The organism is Paenibacillus sp. FSL R10-2788 (genome assembly GCF_038003885.1).
Taxonomy (GTDB): Bacteria; Bacillota; Bacilli; order Paenibacillales; family Paenibacillaceae; genus Paenibacillus_AQ; species Paenibacillus_AQ odorifer.
In genome coordinates this window covers 2,354,819-2,373,718 of record NZ_JBBOQA010000001.1, presented here as the reverse complement: position 1 = coordinate 2,373,718, position 18,900 = coordinate 2,354,819, and the positions used below count along the sequence as shown (strand labels likewise).

General features: G+C 47.6%; 15 protein-coding genes. All 15 read right to left on the bottom strand.

Annotated features, from left to right (window positions below; genetic code table 11):
- Position 1: 1 nt before the first annotated feature.
- Positions 2-2,080, bottom strand: coding sequence for a heparinase II/III domain-containing protein (locus NSQ50_RS10285; protein ID WP_076100860.1), 2,079 nt, complete (start codon positions 2,078-2,080; stop codon positions 2-4).
- The gene (locus NSQ50_RS10280; protein WP_076143279.1) at positions 2,077-2,838 is read right to left on the bottom strand and encodes an SDR family NAD(P)-dependent oxidoreductase; all 762 of its coding nucleotides are present in this window, start codon (positions 2,836-2,838) and stop codon (positions 2,077-2,079) included. The genes NSQ50_RS10285 and NSQ50_RS10280 overlap by 4 nt, the downstream gene beginning before the upstream one ends.
- A gap of 47 nt (positions 2,839-2,885) precedes the next feature.
- Positions 2,886-4,682 carry a sensor histidine kinase gene (locus NSQ50_RS10275; RefSeq protein ID WP_076104619.1) on the bottom strand — a complete coding sequence of 599 codons (1,797 nt, stop codon included), beginning with the start codon at positions 4,680-4,682 and terminating at the stop codon, positions 2,886-2,888.
- Positions 4,682-5,713, bottom strand: a complete 1,032-nt coding sequence (locus NSQ50_RS10270; RefSeq protein ID WP_076223235.1) for a response regulator transcription factor — start codon at positions 5,711-5,713, stop codon at positions 4,682-4,684. The genes NSQ50_RS10275 and NSQ50_RS10270 overlap by 1 nt, the downstream gene beginning before the upstream one ends.
- Before the next feature lie 64 nt (positions 5,714-5,777).
- Positions 5,778-6,662, bottom strand: a complete 885-nt coding sequence (locus NSQ50_RS10265) for a carbohydrate ABC transporter permease (RefSeq protein WP_094902792.1) — start codon at positions 6,660-6,662, stop codon at positions 5,778-5,780.
- Positions 6,663-6,683: 21 nt separating this feature from the next.
- Entirely contained in the window at positions 6,684-7,640 is a 957-nt protein-coding gene (locus tag NSQ50_RS10260; protein WP_036689353.1) for an ABC transporter permease, read from the bottom strand.
- Complete coding sequence (locus NSQ50_RS10255; protein ID WP_051491612.1) at positions 7,630-7,836, bottom strand: tautomerase family protein; 207 nt, start codon at positions 7,834-7,836, stop codon at positions 7,630-7,632. The genes NSQ50_RS10260 and NSQ50_RS10255 overlap by 11 nt, the downstream gene beginning before the upstream one ends.
- A gap of 103 nt (positions 7,837-7,939) precedes the next feature.
- Positions 7,940-12,193, bottom strand: a complete 4,254-nt coding sequence (locus NSQ50_RS10250) for an alpha/beta hydrolase fold domain-containing protein (RefSeq protein ID WP_076223238.1) — start codon at positions 12,191-12,193, stop codon at positions 7,940-7,942.
- A gap of 74 nt (positions 12,194-12,267) precedes the next feature.
- Positions 12,268-13,617 carry an extracellular solute-binding protein gene (locus NSQ50_RS10245; RefSeq protein ID WP_340949916.1) on the bottom strand — a complete coding sequence of 450 codons (1,350 nt, stop codon included), beginning with the start codon at positions 13,615-13,617 and terminating at the stop codon, positions 12,268-12,270.
- A gap of 69 nt (positions 13,618-13,686) precedes the next feature.
- The gene (locus NSQ50_RS10240) at positions 13,687-13,821 is read right to left on the bottom strand and encodes a hypothetical protein (protein ID WP_256717036.1); all 135 of its coding nucleotides are present in this window, start codon (positions 13,819-13,821) and stop codon (positions 13,687-13,689) included.
- A 16-nt stretch (positions 13,822-13,837) separates the two neighbouring features.
- The gene (locus NSQ50_RS10235; RefSeq protein ID WP_076223240.1) at positions 13,838-14,902 is read right to left on the bottom strand and encodes an SGNH/GDSL hydrolase family protein; all 1,065 of its coding nucleotides are present in this window, start codon (positions 14,900-14,902) and stop codon (positions 13,838-13,840) included.
- A 222-nt stretch (positions 14,903-15,124) separates the two neighbouring features.
- Positions 15,125-16,486: an extracellular solute-binding protein gene (locus NSQ50_RS10230; protein WP_175620024.1), complete on the bottom strand. Its 1,362-nt coding sequence runs from the start codon at positions 16,484-16,486 to the stop codon at positions 15,125-15,127.
- A 215-nt stretch (positions 16,487-16,701) separates the two neighbouring features.
- The gene (locus NSQ50_RS10225) at positions 16,702-17,412 is read right to left on the bottom strand and encodes a Crp/Fnr family transcriptional regulator (RefSeq protein WP_051491610.1); all 711 of its coding nucleotides are present in this window, start codon (positions 17,410-17,412) and stop codon (positions 16,702-16,704) included.
- A 47-nt stretch (positions 17,413-17,459) separates the two neighbouring features.
- Positions 17,460-17,642: a rubredoxin gene (rd, locus tag NSQ50_RS10220; protein ID WP_036689349.1), complete on the bottom strand. Its 183-nt coding sequence runs from the start codon at positions 17,640-17,642 to the stop codon at positions 17,460-17,462.
- 28 nt (positions 17,643-17,670) lie between these two features.
- Positions 17,671-18,885: an NAD(P)/FAD-dependent oxidoreductase gene (locus tag NSQ50_RS10215; protein ID WP_076223243.1), complete on the bottom strand. Its 1,215-nt coding sequence runs from the start codon at positions 18,883-18,885 to the stop codon at positions 17,671-17,673.
- Between the last annotated feature and the right edge of the window lie 15 nt (positions 18,886-18,900).

The window sequence follows — 18,900 nt, the reverse complement described above, 5'->3', positions numbered from 1 at the left end:
TCTACTCCTCCGTATTCCGGGACTTTTCCTGAATCAGTCCCGCTTTAGGGTCAAGGCAATAGACCACTACTTGCCCAGTTGTTGCTATTTGGATTCGGGGCGGTTCGCCCACCTGACTCACTAGCTTCAGTACAGCAGGTTCGTGACCGTCCCGATAAACCGTAATAAAATTAACCGACGGTCCTTTGTGCCGAAGCATAATACCTCGTAGCAATCTACTCGGGTCTTCGGCATTACCCGGTGTGCGGATTTCATACATAGTGGAGCCGGGCGCCAGTAGAGTACTCGTGGATACTTCATACTCCCGGCCGGTGCTCACTCCATCATAACGGATATTCCACTCCGTATTTAACGGACAATCCGTCTCATTTTTCATTGCGGACAGTACTTCTACTGAGCCATAACCTGCTTCCAGACCAAGGACTGCCGGAGAGTCCGTCTGGACACGGTGAAGGTCGAACGGTAACAGCAAATGTCCCGTCGGATGAAACCATAAGTCCACTTCCTGATCCCGCTCCGTCACCTGCTCAACATGAAACCAATCCAGCAGCCAACCGCCGGCCAATACAAGATGCCGGTCTAGAACAACTCCTTCATAGGCGCCGTCTGAGCGAATCCATAAGTACGTAGCAATGCCTTCCTGACGGAATTGACAGCACCTTCCGGTATGTGGAGCTTGGGAGCGCCCTCCGATGGTAACCGTGTTATGGCTCGCGGTTTCGGAATACCATTCCTTCCGCAAAACAGATCCATAAGGAACCATGCCCAGCTCGGGAGCAACCTCCCCCCATCGGTGCATAATCGTGATATGAAGCTTATCAAAATGCCCATGTGATCCGCCATGCTCTCCGAAATCCGCCAGAACGGACAACGGATTGCCCGGGTGGCGGAGCACGGCGAATCCGGAATCCGGCAGTAGAACAGAGTCTCTCACCCTGTAACTGGTCTGAAGTTCCTTACTCTCACCTGCTCCATACAGCACTGCCTCCAGACCAGTCCTTAATTCCTGTCCATATAGATACCTATAAGCATTCGCCAGTATTGGCTGGAGACTCGGGTCTTTGTAAACCGCAATACCTATTTCAAATACTTCAGCAATTTCTCGGGCGAAAGGAACGCGCGCATAAGGACCATCATGCACGGCTGGAAGCTCCCCGTTATCGCCGCTAAGCTCTACCAGCAACTGAAACATGCCACGGATGGATTGTCCCTGATCTCCTTTGGCAGCATAGAGGTCAACCCCAAAGCGCCCGGACATCTCGGCTGCTATGAGATAAGCCCGCAATACAAAAATGTGGTAGTACGTGCTGCCTTCAAATTCAAAGCCATCTGGCTTCACGCCAATGGACAGATGATGATAGAATCCGCCTTCTCCCTCCAGCAAAGAAGCAAGCTTTTCTCTGGTGCCTTTGGCGGCATATACACAAGCCAGGCTAGCGTTCAGCCATGCGGTATAATTGTTCTCTGCATTCTTCTTCTCGTAAATGAGGATGTGGCGGTATTGCTCCATGCTCTCCTCCAGCATCGTGAAGAATGTTTGAAGCCTCAACTCTTCTTCCTCAGTGAACGTTACTCCATAGTCCACAAGAAGCAGGTAGGCCCGAATAAGCGTGGTGGACCAGATAGCCTCTGTCAGCGCCTGATGAAAGGCACGGCCACTAAGCATCCAGGGTTGGGCATCGGGATGAACCGGATACAAGGGGAACTGCTCTGCATAACCGACAAGAATCTTCCGGGCTAAGCTGCTATAGAATTCTTCTCCGTCTGCGGCGAATACCGCGGCAGCTTGCAGGGCGTATCGCGCCATCGCCTGATGCCGGTATACCAGCCATGCTCCCCGGTAGGGTTCACCTTCCAGCTTGCAGCCCTTCGGGCAAGAAAAAACAAACGCATCTTGCTCCATAACATCGAAGATTAGCTCAGTATGATGCTGGGGACATACATATTGGTGCCACCAGCCACCAGGCTCTGACGGGAGCAGAATCTCTTCTCTCCGGAAGGGATCCAGCTCCATTTTCAATTTATCCACCTCAAGACCAACCCAGGAAAAAGTATCTGCTTTCTCCTTAAGGTTCATCATCGCATGAACAAGCCTCCGTTAATTTCAATAATTTCGCCTGTCAGATAATCCGACAGCTCTGAAGCGAGGAAGAGTGCCACATTGCTCACATCCTGTGGAGCACCTTCCCGGCCCAGCGGAATCTTTGCAATCGTTGCCTGTCTTGCCGCATCCGCAGTAAAGGTAGCATGGAAAGCGGTCTGACCGATAAATCCGGGAGAGATAGCGTTTACATTAATTCCATGAGGACTCAGCTCTTTGGCAAGTCCCTTGGTATAAGACCATACCGCAGCTTTGCCCGCTGCATAAATGGAAGCCCCCGGTCCGCCGCCGTCATGGGCCGCAAGGGAAGATACATTGATGATTTTACCGCTTTTCTTGGCAATCATTCCTGCTGCTACGGCTTTGCAGGCAAACACGCATGATTTAAAATTGACGTCCATCACCTTGTTGTAATGCTCTTCGTTCATTTCAGTATTTGGAACCCTATTGATCATACCGCCTGCATTGTTGACGAGAATATCGATGGTTCCGCCGAAATGCTCCTCTATTTCCTTTACCATATTGTCCAATTGGGCAGGACTTGTTGCGTCTGCCTGAAAAGCATGAGCTTCTCCTCCGGCCTGACGGATCGCGTCAACCGTCTCCTCCGCAGAACCAAACAAATAGTTTACCGCCACTTTGGCGCCGGAAGCAGCCAAAGTCTCCAAGATTTGTCGGCCTATCCCTGCATTGGACCCTGTAACAAGCGCAATTTTACCAGTCAAATCAATTTTCATTGCATATTTCCTCCTAGTAGTAGTTTTTTCTGAAAACATCTATCTTCTCACTCCGCAGGCATAGATAAGATCAGCCGGGTTCCCTCATTCTCCACGCTTTCGACACTTAACCCGTATTGTTCACCGAACACCATTTGAATTCTCCGGTGCACGTTCATGAGCCCGATTCCACCTCTATGATAGAGGGAATCTCCTTCCGTATCCGCCAGCTGATTCAGATTCAGCTTCTCACGAAGCTTATCAAGCCGTTCGCGGGACATCCCTGCGCCGTTATCCTCTACAAGAACTAGAAAACGGTCTCCCTCTATTCTGGCGTCGATTCGAATATAGTGCTTGTCTTCAATTCCCTCGGGAAACGCATGCTGAAAAATATTTTCGATCAAGGGCTGAAGTGTCAGCCTGACCATCTTAGCCAGTAGCAGCGTCGGCGGAATCACTACGTCAATTTCGAACTCTCTGCCGATCCGGTGCTTGAGAATCGTCATGTAGCTCAGTACATGATTAAGCTCATTGGCAATCGTAATTTCCTCCAGATTAGTTTGGATGGAGTAGCGAAGCATGAATGCCATGGCCTCCACTATTTCTGTGATTTCATCCGAATCCTGAACGACCGCGTAACATTTGATAGTCTCTAATGTGTTATATAGATAGTGCGGATTAATCTGCAGCTGGAGTGCCTGGAATTCAGCTTGATGACGCTCCAGAGCCTCCTTCTGGGTGGTAAGCTCCGCTTCGTATACCCGCTCAATCATTTCGGAAAGCCGGGTCACCATGAGATTGTAGCTGCGCATCAATCCCCCCAGCTCATCCTGACGGCCGTTCATCTCAAGCCTGCGCCACTTGCCTTTTTCCGTCTCCCTCATGCCCTCCTTAAGAATCAGGATGGGCTTCGTGATGGATCGTCCGAACCAGGTTGCAAGGAGCAGTGTGCCTACAAGCGTGAGAACTCCCACCACCAGCGTGGTCGTACGAATGGTAGAAATAGGCTTGCGCAGCTCACCAACGGGTATGGATACTACAAGCTGCCATTTGGAATATTCGGATTTTCTCGACACGAACAAATACTCTTTCCCGTCTACTTTTTCCACCACAGAGTCATTTGGGTGTTGAAATACGTTCTGAATGTGCTCAGCAGATAACCCAGGGTGGTTATTATTCCCTTCCGCCCGATAGAGGAGTTTGCCGAATTCGTCCATGATAAAGTAGGACCCGCCCTGTCCCAGATCAAGAGGTTCCCATATGCGGGCCAGATCCTCTGCCTTAAATTCAATAGCCACTATACCTTTAGGACGATAGGAAGAGACCCCTCTGATTCGTCGGACCATCGTAATAATGTTCTTATCCCCTTCATTCATCACATTTGTGTTGAGAATGGTGATGCGGCCGCTCTCCGGCGTATGTTCGCTTAAGAAACGGTAGCGTTCCTGAGGATGAAACTGCAGGCTATGCGCCTGATAGGAGTTATCATCGCTAATGGCCTTGCCGTGTTCACCGATGATGTACATCAGATTAATCTGAGGATACAGAATAAACAAAGAACGAAACAAATACTTCTGAATGTCATTCGTATATTGATAGTAAGAGAAGCTATCCTCCGGGTCCATATCCAGGAACTCCTTGACTTGATTGTAGGACAGGATGGAATCGCTAGCCTTTTCATAATTTTGCAAATACAGATCCGTTTGATAAGAGGCACTTCTGATAACTTGGGCAATGGACTTCTCTGAAGACTTATCCAGCTCAGCCGAAGCCTGAAAATAGGAGATAAATCCAACCATGGACAAGGATAGAAGAATGACGGTCAGAAAAGAGGCGAACAGCTTGTTCGACAGACTCTTTCTCATCAATCGATCCCCAGCTGGTTGCGATACTCGGAAGGAGCCAGCCCGGTGAACTTTTTGAACGTTTTCGTAAAATGAGGATGGTCTGCATACCCGACCTCATAGGAAATATCGGTGATCCGATAGCTTGCATCGGCAAGCAATCTTTTGGCCTTCTCCATCCTGCGTTTTATGCGGTAATGTACAAAGGTCTCTCCCGTTGAGTGCTTAAACATCTGGCTGAAATAAGAGGCATTTAGCCCAAGCACTTCCGCCACTTCTTCCAGCGATACTTCCTGAGCGAGATGCTTTTCTATAAATGCTTTAGCTTCCTCTATCGGATCCTTCGCTTTACCCTTGCGCTTTCTACGAAGCTCTTCCAATATTGCTGCTGACGCTTCTGCGAAACAGCGGAATAACTGCTCAGGTCCAGCTGCTGCGGACAAGTCTAACACGCTTTTACCGGGTGTAACTGAATTGACAAGCAGCTTCTTCACGAGCAAAGCGTAGCCCTCTTCCAGAAGCTCTTTTTGCTGACTTCGGCTCATCTTACGCTGGAGGAAGTCAGTTTCCCATTCCTTCAGTACAAGGTACAGCCTTTCTTTATCCAAGGTCCAGATGGCATCATCCATACGCACGACCCATTCATCGAGCTTAGCGACAGAGACAAAACTCTCTAACTTCTCTCTATGCGCTTCCAGTTTGCCGATCACATTTTGAAGGTTCCCTTTGCTCACGGGTTTCAGGAGATATTCTTTCACTCCATAGGACAAACATTGGCGGGCGTATTCAAAATCCCCATAACCCGAGATGACAACAGTCTGAATATCCGTCTCCATCTCCGACAGCCGCCGGCACAGCTCCAGTCCGTCTACCTTGGGCATACGGATATCTGTAAAAAGAAAATCCGGCTGCTCCTCCATAATGAGCTGGATGGCCTCTTCGCCATTCTGGGCCAGCTTAATGTTATACGGATGCTCGCCGCATTGCTGGATCATGATAGAAAGTCCCTTTCGAATCATGGGCTCGTCGTCTACGATTAATACACATCTCATCCATGGATACCACCTTCCGATTCGTCTCGCTTAACGCGTTCCTATTCTACCACACTATGATAGATCAGGATTTGACGGATCCGACCATCATTCCTTTAACGAAATGGCGTTGAAGAAACGGGTAAATCATGATAATCGGAATAGTAGCGACAATGATAACAGCCATTTTAATGCCCTCAGGTGAGGTGTGGGCCAAAGAGCTATACACTGAGGAAGCCGGATCAATGCTGATATCGTCCGTCTCGAAGAGCTTCTTCAACATCACCTGCAGAGGCCATAAAGACGGCTTGTTGATATAATACAGAGCGCTCATGTACGTATTCCAGTGCCCGACGGCGTAGAAAATCCCCAATGAGGCCATTACCGGTTTGGACAACGGCAGTACCATGTTGACAATGATCCGCAGCTCGCCACACCCATCGATTCTAGAGGAATCTATCAGCTCCTGAGGCAGCTGCATGAAGAAGCTTCTCATCACGAAAAAGTTAAAAGCGCTGATGGCGCCCGGAATCATAAGTGCCCATAAGGAGTTCATAAGCCCCAAATTTTTTATCAGGATAAAATTTGGAATAAGAGGGGCGCTGAATACCATAGTGAACAATACCATCATGACGATGTATTTACGTCCTAGGAATTCCGGCCGCGACACCGGATAAGCGAGAGACGCTGTCGCAATCAGATTAATTGCGGTGCCCAGTACCGTAATATAGACGGAGACACCGAACGCCCGCCAAATGGAATGATCGCTGAAAACGTACTGATAATTGATCGCGGTAAATTCCTTTGGCAGCAAACCTACCCTACCATTAATAATTGCTTCAGAGCTGCTAAAGGACTGGGCAATCACATTCAGAAACGGCAGAAACATAGCCAAAGCGAGAGCGGTCAGAAACAAAAGATTGAACACATTAAATAGATTCTGGCCGCGAGTATAGCGTACTCTCATCATCCCTACCTCCATAAAGAGCGATTAATACAGCGATTCACCGGTTGTTTTTTTGCTCAAAATGTTGCCGATGAGCACCAGAATGAGTCCAACTACCGACTTGAATAGCCCCACTGCTGTTGTATAGCTGTATTGCTGAGACAGCAGCCCCGCCTTATAGATATAAGTGTCCAGAATCTCCCCGTTCCCGGTATTAAGCGCGTTCAGGAATACCCATACCCGCTCGAAGCCAAGATCAAGAAATCTCCCGATATGGAGAAGGAACAAAATCATAATCGTCGGTATCAGAGACGGCAGTGTAATGGCTAAGGTTTGTTTCCAGCGCCCGGCTCCGTCTACTTCAGCAGCCTCATAAAGATCTGGGTTTATTCCTGCCAACGCGGCCAGATAAATGATCGTACCGTACCCGGAATCCCTCCAGATACCGGAACTGATCAAAATCGTGCGAATGTATGAATTTTCACCAAGAAAATAAATTGGTTCAAAGCCGAAGGCTTGTAAAACCTGATTCACAATCCCTGTTCCTGGGGAGAGGATACCCAAGGCGATACCGCTGACAATTACCCAAGACAGGAAATGGGGCATATAAACCACCGTTTGCAAAAACCGTTTGTAAAACACAAGCCGAATTTCATTCAGCAGAAGTGCAAGCAATATTGGAGCCGGAAAGGCGAATATAAGATCATACAAGCCTAGAAGAATTGTATTGCTCAAGATTCTTCCGAAATCCTGGTATTGAAACATCGTCCTAAAGTGCTCAAGTCCCACCCATTCACTGCCTGTAAAGCCTTTAAAAATGTTGTAGTTTTGAAATGCAATAACTGAACCAGCCAACGGCAAGTACTTGAAAATGATGAAATACAAGATCCCGGGAATCGCAATCACATAGAGTGCTCTGAATTTCCACATGTTTAAAAGCAAGGATCTTTTCGTGTCGGCTTTGTAGTTAATAAGGTCAACCCCAGTTAACTTAGCTTTCATAACCGTTTCCTATAGATCCTGTTTTCAGCAGGTTCGCCGGAGCATTCTCATCCAGGGGAATTTCTTGAAATTCGACGGTAATAAATCGTTCATCCCGTTCAATAATTCGGGATAACTCCCGCGTGAATACGGTGACTATCTCCTCCTTCTGCTCACTTGTTCGGCCTTCGTACATCCTAATCTCAATATGTGGCATCGGCCTTCCTCCATTTCCTTGAATAGTGAATGAATCTAACCTCATTCTACCTACAATAAAGCGCTTGCAATATGGAGTTTCTATGAGTGAGCTTGTGTTTTCTTTAGGGTATATTCGGTAACGGCCAACCCTCTACTACCACATGATCATTTTTGAAATAATTGCGACTTATACTGTCAATAAGATTCCCCTGCAGGATGATCCCTTTTCCAGCAAGAAGTCGAATGCCGTTCGTATTACTAATCAGCGAATTTCCGATCAATTGAACGTCCTGCGGGTCGCCCGCTCCGATATCATTTGCTTTGCTGTCGCCGGGATCATGCTCAAGGGATACAGCCCAATAATTCGACGCAGTATTGTTGCGAATGATATTCTCCTTAATGATTGTACCTGGCCCGTTCAAAATCTGAATGCCTTTGGCGTCCTCTATATGAGTTGTATTTTCAATCACATTTCGCTCGATGACTGTATCCGGAGTGCCCATAGTTACATTGATTCCTTCTCTTGTATTACGAATCGTATTGTCATGGATATAGTTGCGCGGTCCTGACTTACTGTGATTGCTGGGTGCTGTACCCCCGGTGTTTCCCAGCCCGATCGCCGCGCCGTAGGGAATGTCACTAATCAAATTGCCGTATATCTCGTTCAAATATTCGAGTTCTCCATGCAGATCGATGGCATCCAGCTTTGTATTCATAAACTGATTGTTTCGCAGGACATTGTTATGGGCAACAAATTGGATCAGCGCCCCATGCCGCAAATAAGGGCCTTCGAAATGGGAGTCCTCCACAACATTCCAAACCGTGTCGTTCTCATACCCGTTGCGGTCCTGTTTGGCCATGCCCTGAATCGACACACCATAGCCAGCACCGCCCGGCCCTACATCTGTCGCATTTCGGAACGTGCTGCGGCGTACGACAATATCACGGCTGTTGTCGATACGCACACCCATACGTGAATACTTCTCTACAGTAACCCCATCAACCGTGATGTTGTATGACGGAACCTCACCAAAATTTGCGATGGTAATCATGCTGTCGGGACCACCTGCGTCCGGGTTGTTCACTTTATGATCCGTCGTGTAGACACCGTTCCAGGTAGAAGTCAATGTGAGGTTGGATATGGACAGATCATGCTGTCCGGATACTTTCATCAAGGTGCTGTTTTTCACCTTATTGAGAGATGTCTTGAGGATGGTTCTTGATTGATCCTCACCGCGAAGGTTTACACCTGACTTGAGCTTCAAATTGACAAGGGTATCCAATGTTGAGTTCAAATTATAAACCCCAGACGGCAAATAGATCTCATCGCCGGGCTCAGCACTGTTTATGGCAGCTTGAATAGCAATACCGTCATCTGTGTCGTTATCGGCGAGATCAGCATTATAGTCCAGCACATTCAAGAGGCGCCCAGTGGTTGTAGGTGAGGAATGAACCGGATGCACCGTACCATCAGGTTCAGTTAATCCGGGAGCTGTGAATGGGATCGGTTCCCGGGGTGGATTAGGCGTGTAATTCGGAATGCTGGCTACAGGTGTATCTCCATTTGCGAACGGCGCATAGATGTTTACCTCCGATAAACTTGTAAACGCGCTGCCATCAGAATTTCCAAGACCTACGATGCGCACATATCTTGCTTCTGTGTCAGGAAGATCGAAAGGTTGCATCTCTATCGTCCTGAACATACTTGCACCAGTCCATATCGTAGTCCAAGCCAAACCGTCATTTGAAGTTTCGATACTCAATTGAGCCGTGCGCGTATCACCTTTATAAACGGCAATACCTAAATAACTGATCTGCTTCTCTTCGCCTAAATCGTATTGGATCCACGGGCTTTTACCTGCAGCGGACCAACGGGTGAAAAAGTTATTATCGATGGTATTCGTTGCGATATTGCCATCGCTGTCGCTAGCTGTCACGTTTGCAATCGCATAAGGAATGATGGGTTCTGTAAGCGTTGACCGGGTAAAAGCAAGCGGTACGGATGTATTGCCCGACTGATCCACCGCTTCAACCTTAAAGCTGTACGCCGTGCTAGGGCTAAGCCCAACGGCTGTATACGTTGCATCGGTAACATTGGATAACAGGGTGTTATCCCGGTATACGCGATAGGAGGCGATACCTTGATTATCGCTGGCGGCCGGCCATGAAAGTTGAATGAACTCTGTACCTATATTGACAGCCTTCAGAGAACTTCCATCCGGCCAGGAAGGTTTCTCAAGGTCACTTGAAGGTTCAACCGCTTCTTGAACAACAAGCTGTGGACGGGGGTTGCTGTTGCCATTAGCTTCTTTCGAATAGACATTGAGGGAAATTCCAGTGCTTGCCGTATCACCAAGCAGAAAAGCGATATTACCGCCCGATGCGGACAATCTGTCTCTGACAAACTCGGACACATCGATGCTGTAAACCTGTGGAGCTCCTGATTTGTCTGCCGTTACGGTAAATTTCCCACTTAACGAAGCAATGGTCAGATCCGTGACAGGCGCATTGCTCCAAGTCAGCTCCGATTCAGTCCAATTTGTATCCTTTAGGCCGAATAACGAAAGTTCGAGGTCCGCATTGGATGAACCCTTTTTGGCAGCAACATTAAAAATATACCTGTTTGCAGGATTGCTATATGAAGAGACATCAAATTTAAAATACACATATTTCTTGTTCTCGGCGCCAGAAGAAATACTGAACAATCCATTGCTGCTGCCCGTCGCGCTATTGAAGTTTACAGTGGGCTTGCTGCTGTCGATGACTGCATCGTCGCTCGGTGTCAGACTGGCTAGATCGCGGTATACAACCTCATCATCAGATGTTGTTGCCGTTCGATTCTTTACATATTGATCCATAAAAGCCCAAGCCTCGGCGCTTGCTTGCTCAGCCGCTTCGCCTATAAAACCGTGACCTTGTTTCGGTACAATTTTGACATCGACCACTTTCACGCCTGCATCCTTCAATTGATTGGAGAACGTAATGCTGTCCGTGTATGGGATCGTTGCATCCACATCCCCATGGCGGATGAAAAAAGGCGGATCGTCCGGTGACGCATAAGTGCCAGGCATGGCCAACCTTGCCTGGTCTGGCACAGAGAACGCGTCGTTCCCACCTAAAAGCGCTTTCACGGATTTATAGCTATTAGCGAAGTTTGTTGTAAAATCCGCTGGACCGTACAGATCGACAACGGCTTGCACTTGATCAGAATATTGCTGCCAACCCCCATTCCCCTCCAAATCCGGAACGTTTACGGTATGTCCAGTATCCAATGTGATTGTCTCGCCTGACTTGATGTCCCCAGTCGTACCGAGCAGTGAGGCCAGATGCCCCCCTGACGACGAACCCCATACACCGATCCGACTCGGGTCCAAATGGTATTCTGCCGAATGCGCGCGCAAGTAACGGAGAGCAAGCTTCACATCCTGAATTTGCGCCGGGAATGGCGCTTCCGGGGTTAGGCGGTAATCCAGCGATACTCCGATATATCCTCGCTTGGTTACATAGTTGCAGATACTGGCAAGGGCTTGCTTCCGGTCCCCATGGTTCCAACCTCCGCCATGAATGTATACCATCACTGGCATCGGTGCATGAGGCGGGATCTTAGGTACGGCAATCGAAGTATAAATCGGCCGCGTTCCAGCGTTCCCAATCAGCACATCTTCATACAGCTTAACGCCTTCAGGAACCACAAACGGCTTAGGTTCAACCGGTGTAGGGATTGGCACCGGTGTCTCTGCGGGTGGTATTCCAGGAATCGCTTGAGCTTTGAGGGCGACACTATCGATGTACATATTCGCGCTCATCAATTCCCCCACACGGACCCGGATCTTGACGTTCGGGTTGTTGTCAGCTCCGCTGCCCAAGTTTTGGACTTTGAGTTGGTTCGGCTCACTGTTCTTTTGTTCCAGCGTCCCTGGGGGCAGCTTAAATTCCTCCAACGTTGTCCAATTTATCCCTCCGTCACCTGACCATTCTACGATGACGCTTCCTCCGATGTAGGAGGATGCCCGTGTATAATAACTCAATTGAAGATTGCGGTACCCCGTCGAATTCACTGGCAGCGCCAATGCATCCTTGCCATCGATTTTCACCAGATTCGGTACGGACGGGGCCGTGGACGAAACCGAAGTTTTCGCCATGCTGTTTCCTTCACCTTCCTGCAGCCAAGGCCCCGGAATGGTAACGCCACCGGTCGATCCAAAATTGTCAGGGTCATCGAAGTTTTCCTCGTAGAGCGTAACATAGTCATCGTTTATTCCGTCTGCATAAACTTTGGTAAGCGCTTGCATTTCCAAAGGCGAATATAACAAAGCCAACGCCAACAGTACTCTAATGCCCACTCGAAAAGCTTTCCTATATAGTCCGTTTCTCAAATGAATTCCTCCCTGACATGGTATAGGTAATCACAAGCATTATGGAGTTCAAACCTCTTTTGAGATGCAGCTTATTAATGTCGGGACAAAATTACACCGTCGTTATTGTTATAACGTTCTGTTGCTTCCTTGACGACGTCACTTCCCCCTTTCTGCAGCCATTCCTCCACCACCTTCGGATAGTCTGAGATCGGCTTTTTGCCGTATACCATATTGATCACATGCGTCAATATAACAGGCGGCAATTTATCTCCACCTGGAGTGATGTCCGGGTTTTTCTGATAGCCTTTTACTTGCGGTTCAAATTGAATCCCGTCGCGTCCCTCATTCGCAAGTACTGTGTCGTAGAGCTTCATCAAATCTTTTCCTTCGGGTGTGAGACTAAGCGCGCCTTTATTGTAGGTAGTATCCTGTACGAACCACAGCAGGATTTGACGGAACGTTTCCTCATCAGCTTCATCGGCTGTTTTCGGTCTGTTATAGTTAATATTTCCGTTCTCTACAGTGTAGTTTTCCCCTTCAATTCCGAAGGTAAAAAACTTTTCCGCTTCGTCACTAACCATCCAGTTGAAAAACTTGATGATCCCGGCAGGATCTTTCGCATCCTTGTTAATTAAATACGCTCGCGGCACCGTACCGACAAGACGAAGTCCCCCCTTACCGTCAGGTCCTGTGGGCGAGGCGATCAGCTTCATTTTACCAGTAGGCACCTGTTCTCTTAGCTGCTGATCCCATTGGATCAACAGGTTGGCATTCATGTTCCAGATACCCGCCTTGCCTGCAAGAATATCGTTCTTGAATTTCGTGGGATTAATTGTGACGAACTCTTTGTTTATCAGTCCTTCGTCGAACATTGTCTTGTACGTTTGGATCGTCTTTTGCATATTTTCGATATTCATAAATTTCGGGACAATTTGATCCCCTTGTTTCATAAAGAAATTGGCAAAGGTATCGTAAGATCCGAAGAACATATCCGAATATACAAAGTCCTCCCGGCCCATATAAGGATTCTCCACACCCATCTTCTTAAAAGCACGCATGACATTCAGGAAGTCATCGACTGTTTTAGGCTCTGGCAGCCCTGTTTGTTCCAAAAGATCCGCACGAATCCAAGTTGCCCGGCGTGACGGATTGGACAGCCATTCCGGAATCGCGTAGATATTACCTTTCGCATCGGTCTCCTTGTCCCATGCCTCCTTCGGAACTTTCTTGAGAAGATCTTGCCCATACTGCTCAAGCAATTCATTAAGTGGCATGAATACTCCAGCCTCCACGGAACCTGCCAACTGAGGGTTCGTCAGCCCAGAGCTTGCTTGCACGACATCCGGAATGTCGTTGATCGCGAACATTTGGATCATTTGGGAATCAAAATTTTTCTGCTGCATCAAACGGATGTTAAGATCTGTATTTGTAAGTTCCTCCAGCTTTTTGACCCATTTGTCATCATTGATATTCGGATGATTGTCTGCATACGAAATGTTTCCGCTCCGGAACTATATGGAGATAGCAGTGGTTTTTTCTGGACTCTCCCCCGCTTGCTCTTCTCCCCCCTTATTAGAAGAGGAACATCCATTCATAGAGGCGGCTAATAATGAAACTCCCACCATGGTAAGCATCCAACGCTTCATTTCCATCAACTCCCTATTACAAAATTTGGGACACGGCACTAGAATGACTAGAAGTTCGGAGGGGCTCGATCATGGGCCGCAACAGTTTTGCTAAATGCTCGCTCATTAGCGTGTGTCCATAATCGGAAGGATGAATCAGATCGGAGGTCAGCGAGGTAAGATCGCGCATGACTGATGCGCCATCCAGCAGATGTAGTTGTGGATGTTTATTGCTCTCACAGTAACGAAGCAGCACTTCGTTAAAAATCCCCTCTTGGACATGAAGAAGATGGCCTGCATCAAGAAAATACGTTGCACGATTCGGATAAATCGTAGTAACAAACACAGGTTTGTCAGGATGATTTTCGATAACCCGGTCCAGCATGTAAGACACTCTACGCTTGAATTCCTCGGGAGACACTACAGCACGCATATTGACACCAAGTTCCAGAAACAGAAAATCCCAATCCTCACGTTCAGCCAGATGATCGGCAACTACGTCCTCGCAATAACAAGATCCGCTAAGCGCAAGATTTAGCACATCCACACCAAGTCTGCGCGCTGTCTGCTGTAAGTAACCATTGAAATGATGCGTGGATCCCGCGCTCTGGCTGATGGAAGATCCATAGGCGAGCATCGTAAGCTTCGGTACCTCATCCGGTCTAGGCGCACGTACTTCACAACCAAAAGCATCCACATCGTAGTAAACAGCTCCGAAACGATCAAAATGCAAACGCCATACGTTAGAGGAAAATCCAGACTGATTCAGCCGCTTACTTGATACCTCTGTAAAACGTTCCGGCTCCTCCAAGTGCAGAGTGGTTACCGTACCCGCCTGCAGAAAATGCTGAGAATGAAAAAAATCCCCTCTGCATACCACAACGCGGCCGTTATTATCATTCGATCCGACAGTGACCCTAACATGCTTGGATTCGGTGACAAACCGCAATTCACAGCCGTTCGATTGTATAGCTTTGGTTCTTCCTTTCTCTGACAAGCCATTGCGCACATGCTGCGGAAAACGCTGGAGATGCAATCCAGATTGATAGGGTTTATGAACCAGCTCCGAAACATTGTGAAAATAAACGCCTTCCTTTTCCATCTTTGCAGCTACACCACCTTAATAAAATCGAGTTCGCGTTAACTCATATCTGACTTCTATTGCATCATATAATAACAACAAAAGCATAGTCAACAAGTTTTTATGTTTATTATGAGTCATATATGAGTCAACTCTTGTGCAACAAACAAATACTTCAACATAACAAAAAGCACAGATTCAGAATTGAACCTGTGCCGGGATTTTCACATAAACTTTCAGTCCTCAAGAGTGCTGAGTCTCCTGATTTACCGCATTCAATATTTCCTCAAGCCTGCGGCATAACTCGTCGTTGTCCAGTAGACCTGAAACAAACATCATGATATCACGTTGAATCTCTTTCAACTGGAGGTTGCTCAAACCCAGCTCTGTAACCAGACGATAGGTAGGGAAGATCTCACGATAAAGCTGAAAACGGGCCGGACGATAACCCACTTCCTCACCTTCCCAATCCATCACCAAACGGTTGGCTGCAATATTCAGCGTCTTGCGCCTAATGATCAGTTGTGCCTCATGTGAGGTGAGAAAATCAACGAGCAGCATGGATGCATCCTTATTCTGTGATTTGCTGTTAACCGCCAGTCCATTTATAATCAGCAGCGTATCAGCATTTTGCAGCCGCGGCAATGGAGCAATATCGAATGCCAAATCGGATTGACGCAATTGATTCAAGAAGTAATAGGTCGTCATAATCATGGACACTTTGCCTTGCAAGAACAAGGCTTCCGCATCCGCATCGCTCTCGGACAATACGGCTGGAAATACATCCTTCATGCCTATCAGCTTACGAATGGTTCCTAAACTGTCGAGTAGCTTTGAGCCACTGAACCGGAATTTGCCTTCGTCATCCTGTTCTGCCGCAAACGTCGTACCGCTCTGAAGCAGGAACAACGGCCACCGGTTACGAGAAGGCAAATAAAAATAAAAACCATACCAGTCATGACCTTCAGCTACCTTTCGACCATTAGCGAACAAATCGTCCCAGGTCCAGCTACTGTCTGGTGGTGATACGCCGGCTTCCTTAAAGTGCTGTTTATTATAACAAAGCACGACTGGAGAATAAATGAAGGGGCGAACGCGATTACGGTCACCATACCTGAACGGGTCGGAAAGAAAACGATACGTGTCCGGCTGTTCCTCCATCGGCTCCAGCAGCTCCGTACAGCCTTGCTCCAAAAAATCCTGATAATTGTTATTATTCATCAGTACGACATCCATGATTTCCGACTGCAAATATTCCTTCAAAGATGTCGAGTAGTTTCCTGAAGACAACTCGAGCGGCTGAACGTCGATATGCGGATAGCGTTTGCCGAACTCATTCAGTAGCTCTTGCATCTCTACAAGCTTGGGGATGGTGTTCACATATCCGAACTTGATCGTCGTTCTGCCTTCCTCTACGGGGGGAATTACCCGATTGCCAACACGCGGAATTTTCTCAATTAAGCCTTCATCCACCAGCACCTTGAGCCCGTTGCGCACAGAAGCGTTACTAAGTCCGAAGCGCACCTCTAAGTCGCTTTCTGAAGGAAGATAACTGCCGATCGCTATACTTCCCGAATGAATTTCATGTCGCAAGGTTTGAATCATTTCCTCTAGCCTAATCCTGAAAAATTTTCTGCTATTCCTTTTCTGCATTGGGTTTCCTCGCCATCTTCCGATTAATCGAGCCCATAGGGACAAGTTTATATAGTATTCATCATACTGAAATCCTTTGGGAACGACAAGTATCGGAGTCTGGCCCCATATAGCGTATGTTCTGCACCCACGGTGTCATACAGAGCGGTCAATACACCGTAATCCTCTTAATACCCCATATAACTCTCCAAACCGGCTGGATCTATAATGAGCATTTGCTTGTTTCCGATTAGCTCAATAAGACCTGAATCTTCAAACCTTGAGAATTTTCTGCTAATAGTTTCGCGGGTGACCCCAACATAACTGGCCAGCTCTTCACGAGACAACGGAAGGTCAATATGAATATGAGTGCCACGCTGCTTACCATATTTGTCGCTGAGTTCCATGATCATATAAGCAATTCGTATTTCGGGATCTTTGGTCGCCAGGCTTTGCGCCAGATTTTCCGTATGGGCTAGTCTTTTGGTCACACTCTTCAGTAGTCTGAGCGAAATATCCGGATTATCCCTCATCAGCTGCTCCATATCCGTTCGGGTCAGCATGCAAATGTTAGTGTCTTTCAGAGCATAAGCACTGAAGTTACTCAGCTCATCGCTGTTAAAAATGCTCAGTTCCCCGAAAAAGTCTCCATTCGTCAAGATGTGCAAAATTTGTTCCTTGCCCTCAGGAGTTGTTTTGGATAATTTAACATGCCCTCGCTGAATAATGTACAGCGTATCTGACGGCGCCCCTTCCAGAATTAAAGGTTGACCTTTAGTAAACTTACGATGCTTGATCATAGCGCTGATCCGGGAGAGATCGTCATCGCTTAACGCAGCAAAAATAGGCACCTTGCGGGTACAAGGTTCAGCAGCGTATTGGCAAGAATACTCCTTCATAACTGTCCCCCCTGTTGTTCATTTTTTTGTACAACTCCTACTTTCCTTTAGGATACAGAAGTTTTTTTATCTTCAACCGGCGCAAAATGACTGGTATCTTCACCGCATACCGGACAGAGCCAATCTTCAGGCAAGTCTTCAAATGCAGTGCCTGCAACAACATCCTCATCGGGATCGCCTAATGCCGGATCATAGATATAACCACAGGGTAGACAAATGTATTTTTTCATCTTTATCATCTCCTAAAAAGTTAATAGTTTAGTTCAACCTGGTTTGTACTGCAGCCATAATCTCCTCGATGCTACTCCCGTTAACATCGATCCCCTCAAGGGAGATGCCATACTCTACAGCAGTTTTATACCCCAGAGAAGCAGCTGCACCTTGCCAGGATATCGCACCGATCATTGTGTTATCTTTCACATAGATACGCGTATACGCCCCATTGTCATCTCCGCTTACCGCCGTATCGCAACACTGTTCATCCACGTTGCCTATCGAAAATAAAGAGATACCAAAGGCGGTAAACAAGGTAACCGGAACAGCTCTACGATACGCCGTCAGATTGGCGACCATATTACTGCCGGCAATCCTGCCCTGCTCAATCGCTCCGCCCCACAGTCCTTCCACATGCCCGTTAATTTCAGCCACATCTCCGGCTGCATACACATGCGGATCATTTGTTTGCATTTGTTCATTTACGATAATGCCCTGCCGGACTTGAATATTCGAGCCACTTACCAGTTTCGTATTCGGTACAATACCAATAGAGTAGACTACATGGTCACAGGAAAAATGAGATTGGTCGTGCAGCGTAATTCCGGTAACATACTCAGTTCCTGTTATAGACGCTACATCAGCTCGAAGAATAACCTTCACACCTGCTTGTTCAAGGTTCTCTTTAAGAAGCTGTGAGGATTTCTCATCAAGCTGTCTGCCCATCAACCGGTGAAAAGCTTCGATCACCGTTACCTGATATCCAGCTTCATGCAGCGCCCAAGCGGTTTCGATTCCCTGCACTCCCCCACCGATTACGGCTACATGGCTGCCATCCTGCAGGTTTTCTTTCAATCTGTCCGCGTCGTTCATATCCCGGAGGGTATGAACATTGTTCAGGGCGAAGCCCTCAAGGGAGAGTGCACGATTCTTCGCTCCCATACACAATAAAAGCTTATGATAAGAAACACTCTGCCCATCTTCTGTCACAACTATTTGCCGGTCCGGGTGGACAGAACGGATTCGGGTCGAGGTTTTTACGGAGATACGGTTATCGCGGTACCATTTTTCCTTTTTAATCAGCACCTTCTCACTGTGCAGGTCGGTAAACAGCCCTTTGGTCAGCTTAATCCGGTTATAGGGCAGTAGACTTTCCTCCCCGAGGATCGAAATTTCCGATTCTGCGTCTTGATCACGGATGGCTTTGGCGGCATGGACGGCGGCTACTCCTCCGCCAACAATAACGTAATGTTTTGTCATCCTATGTTCCTCCTC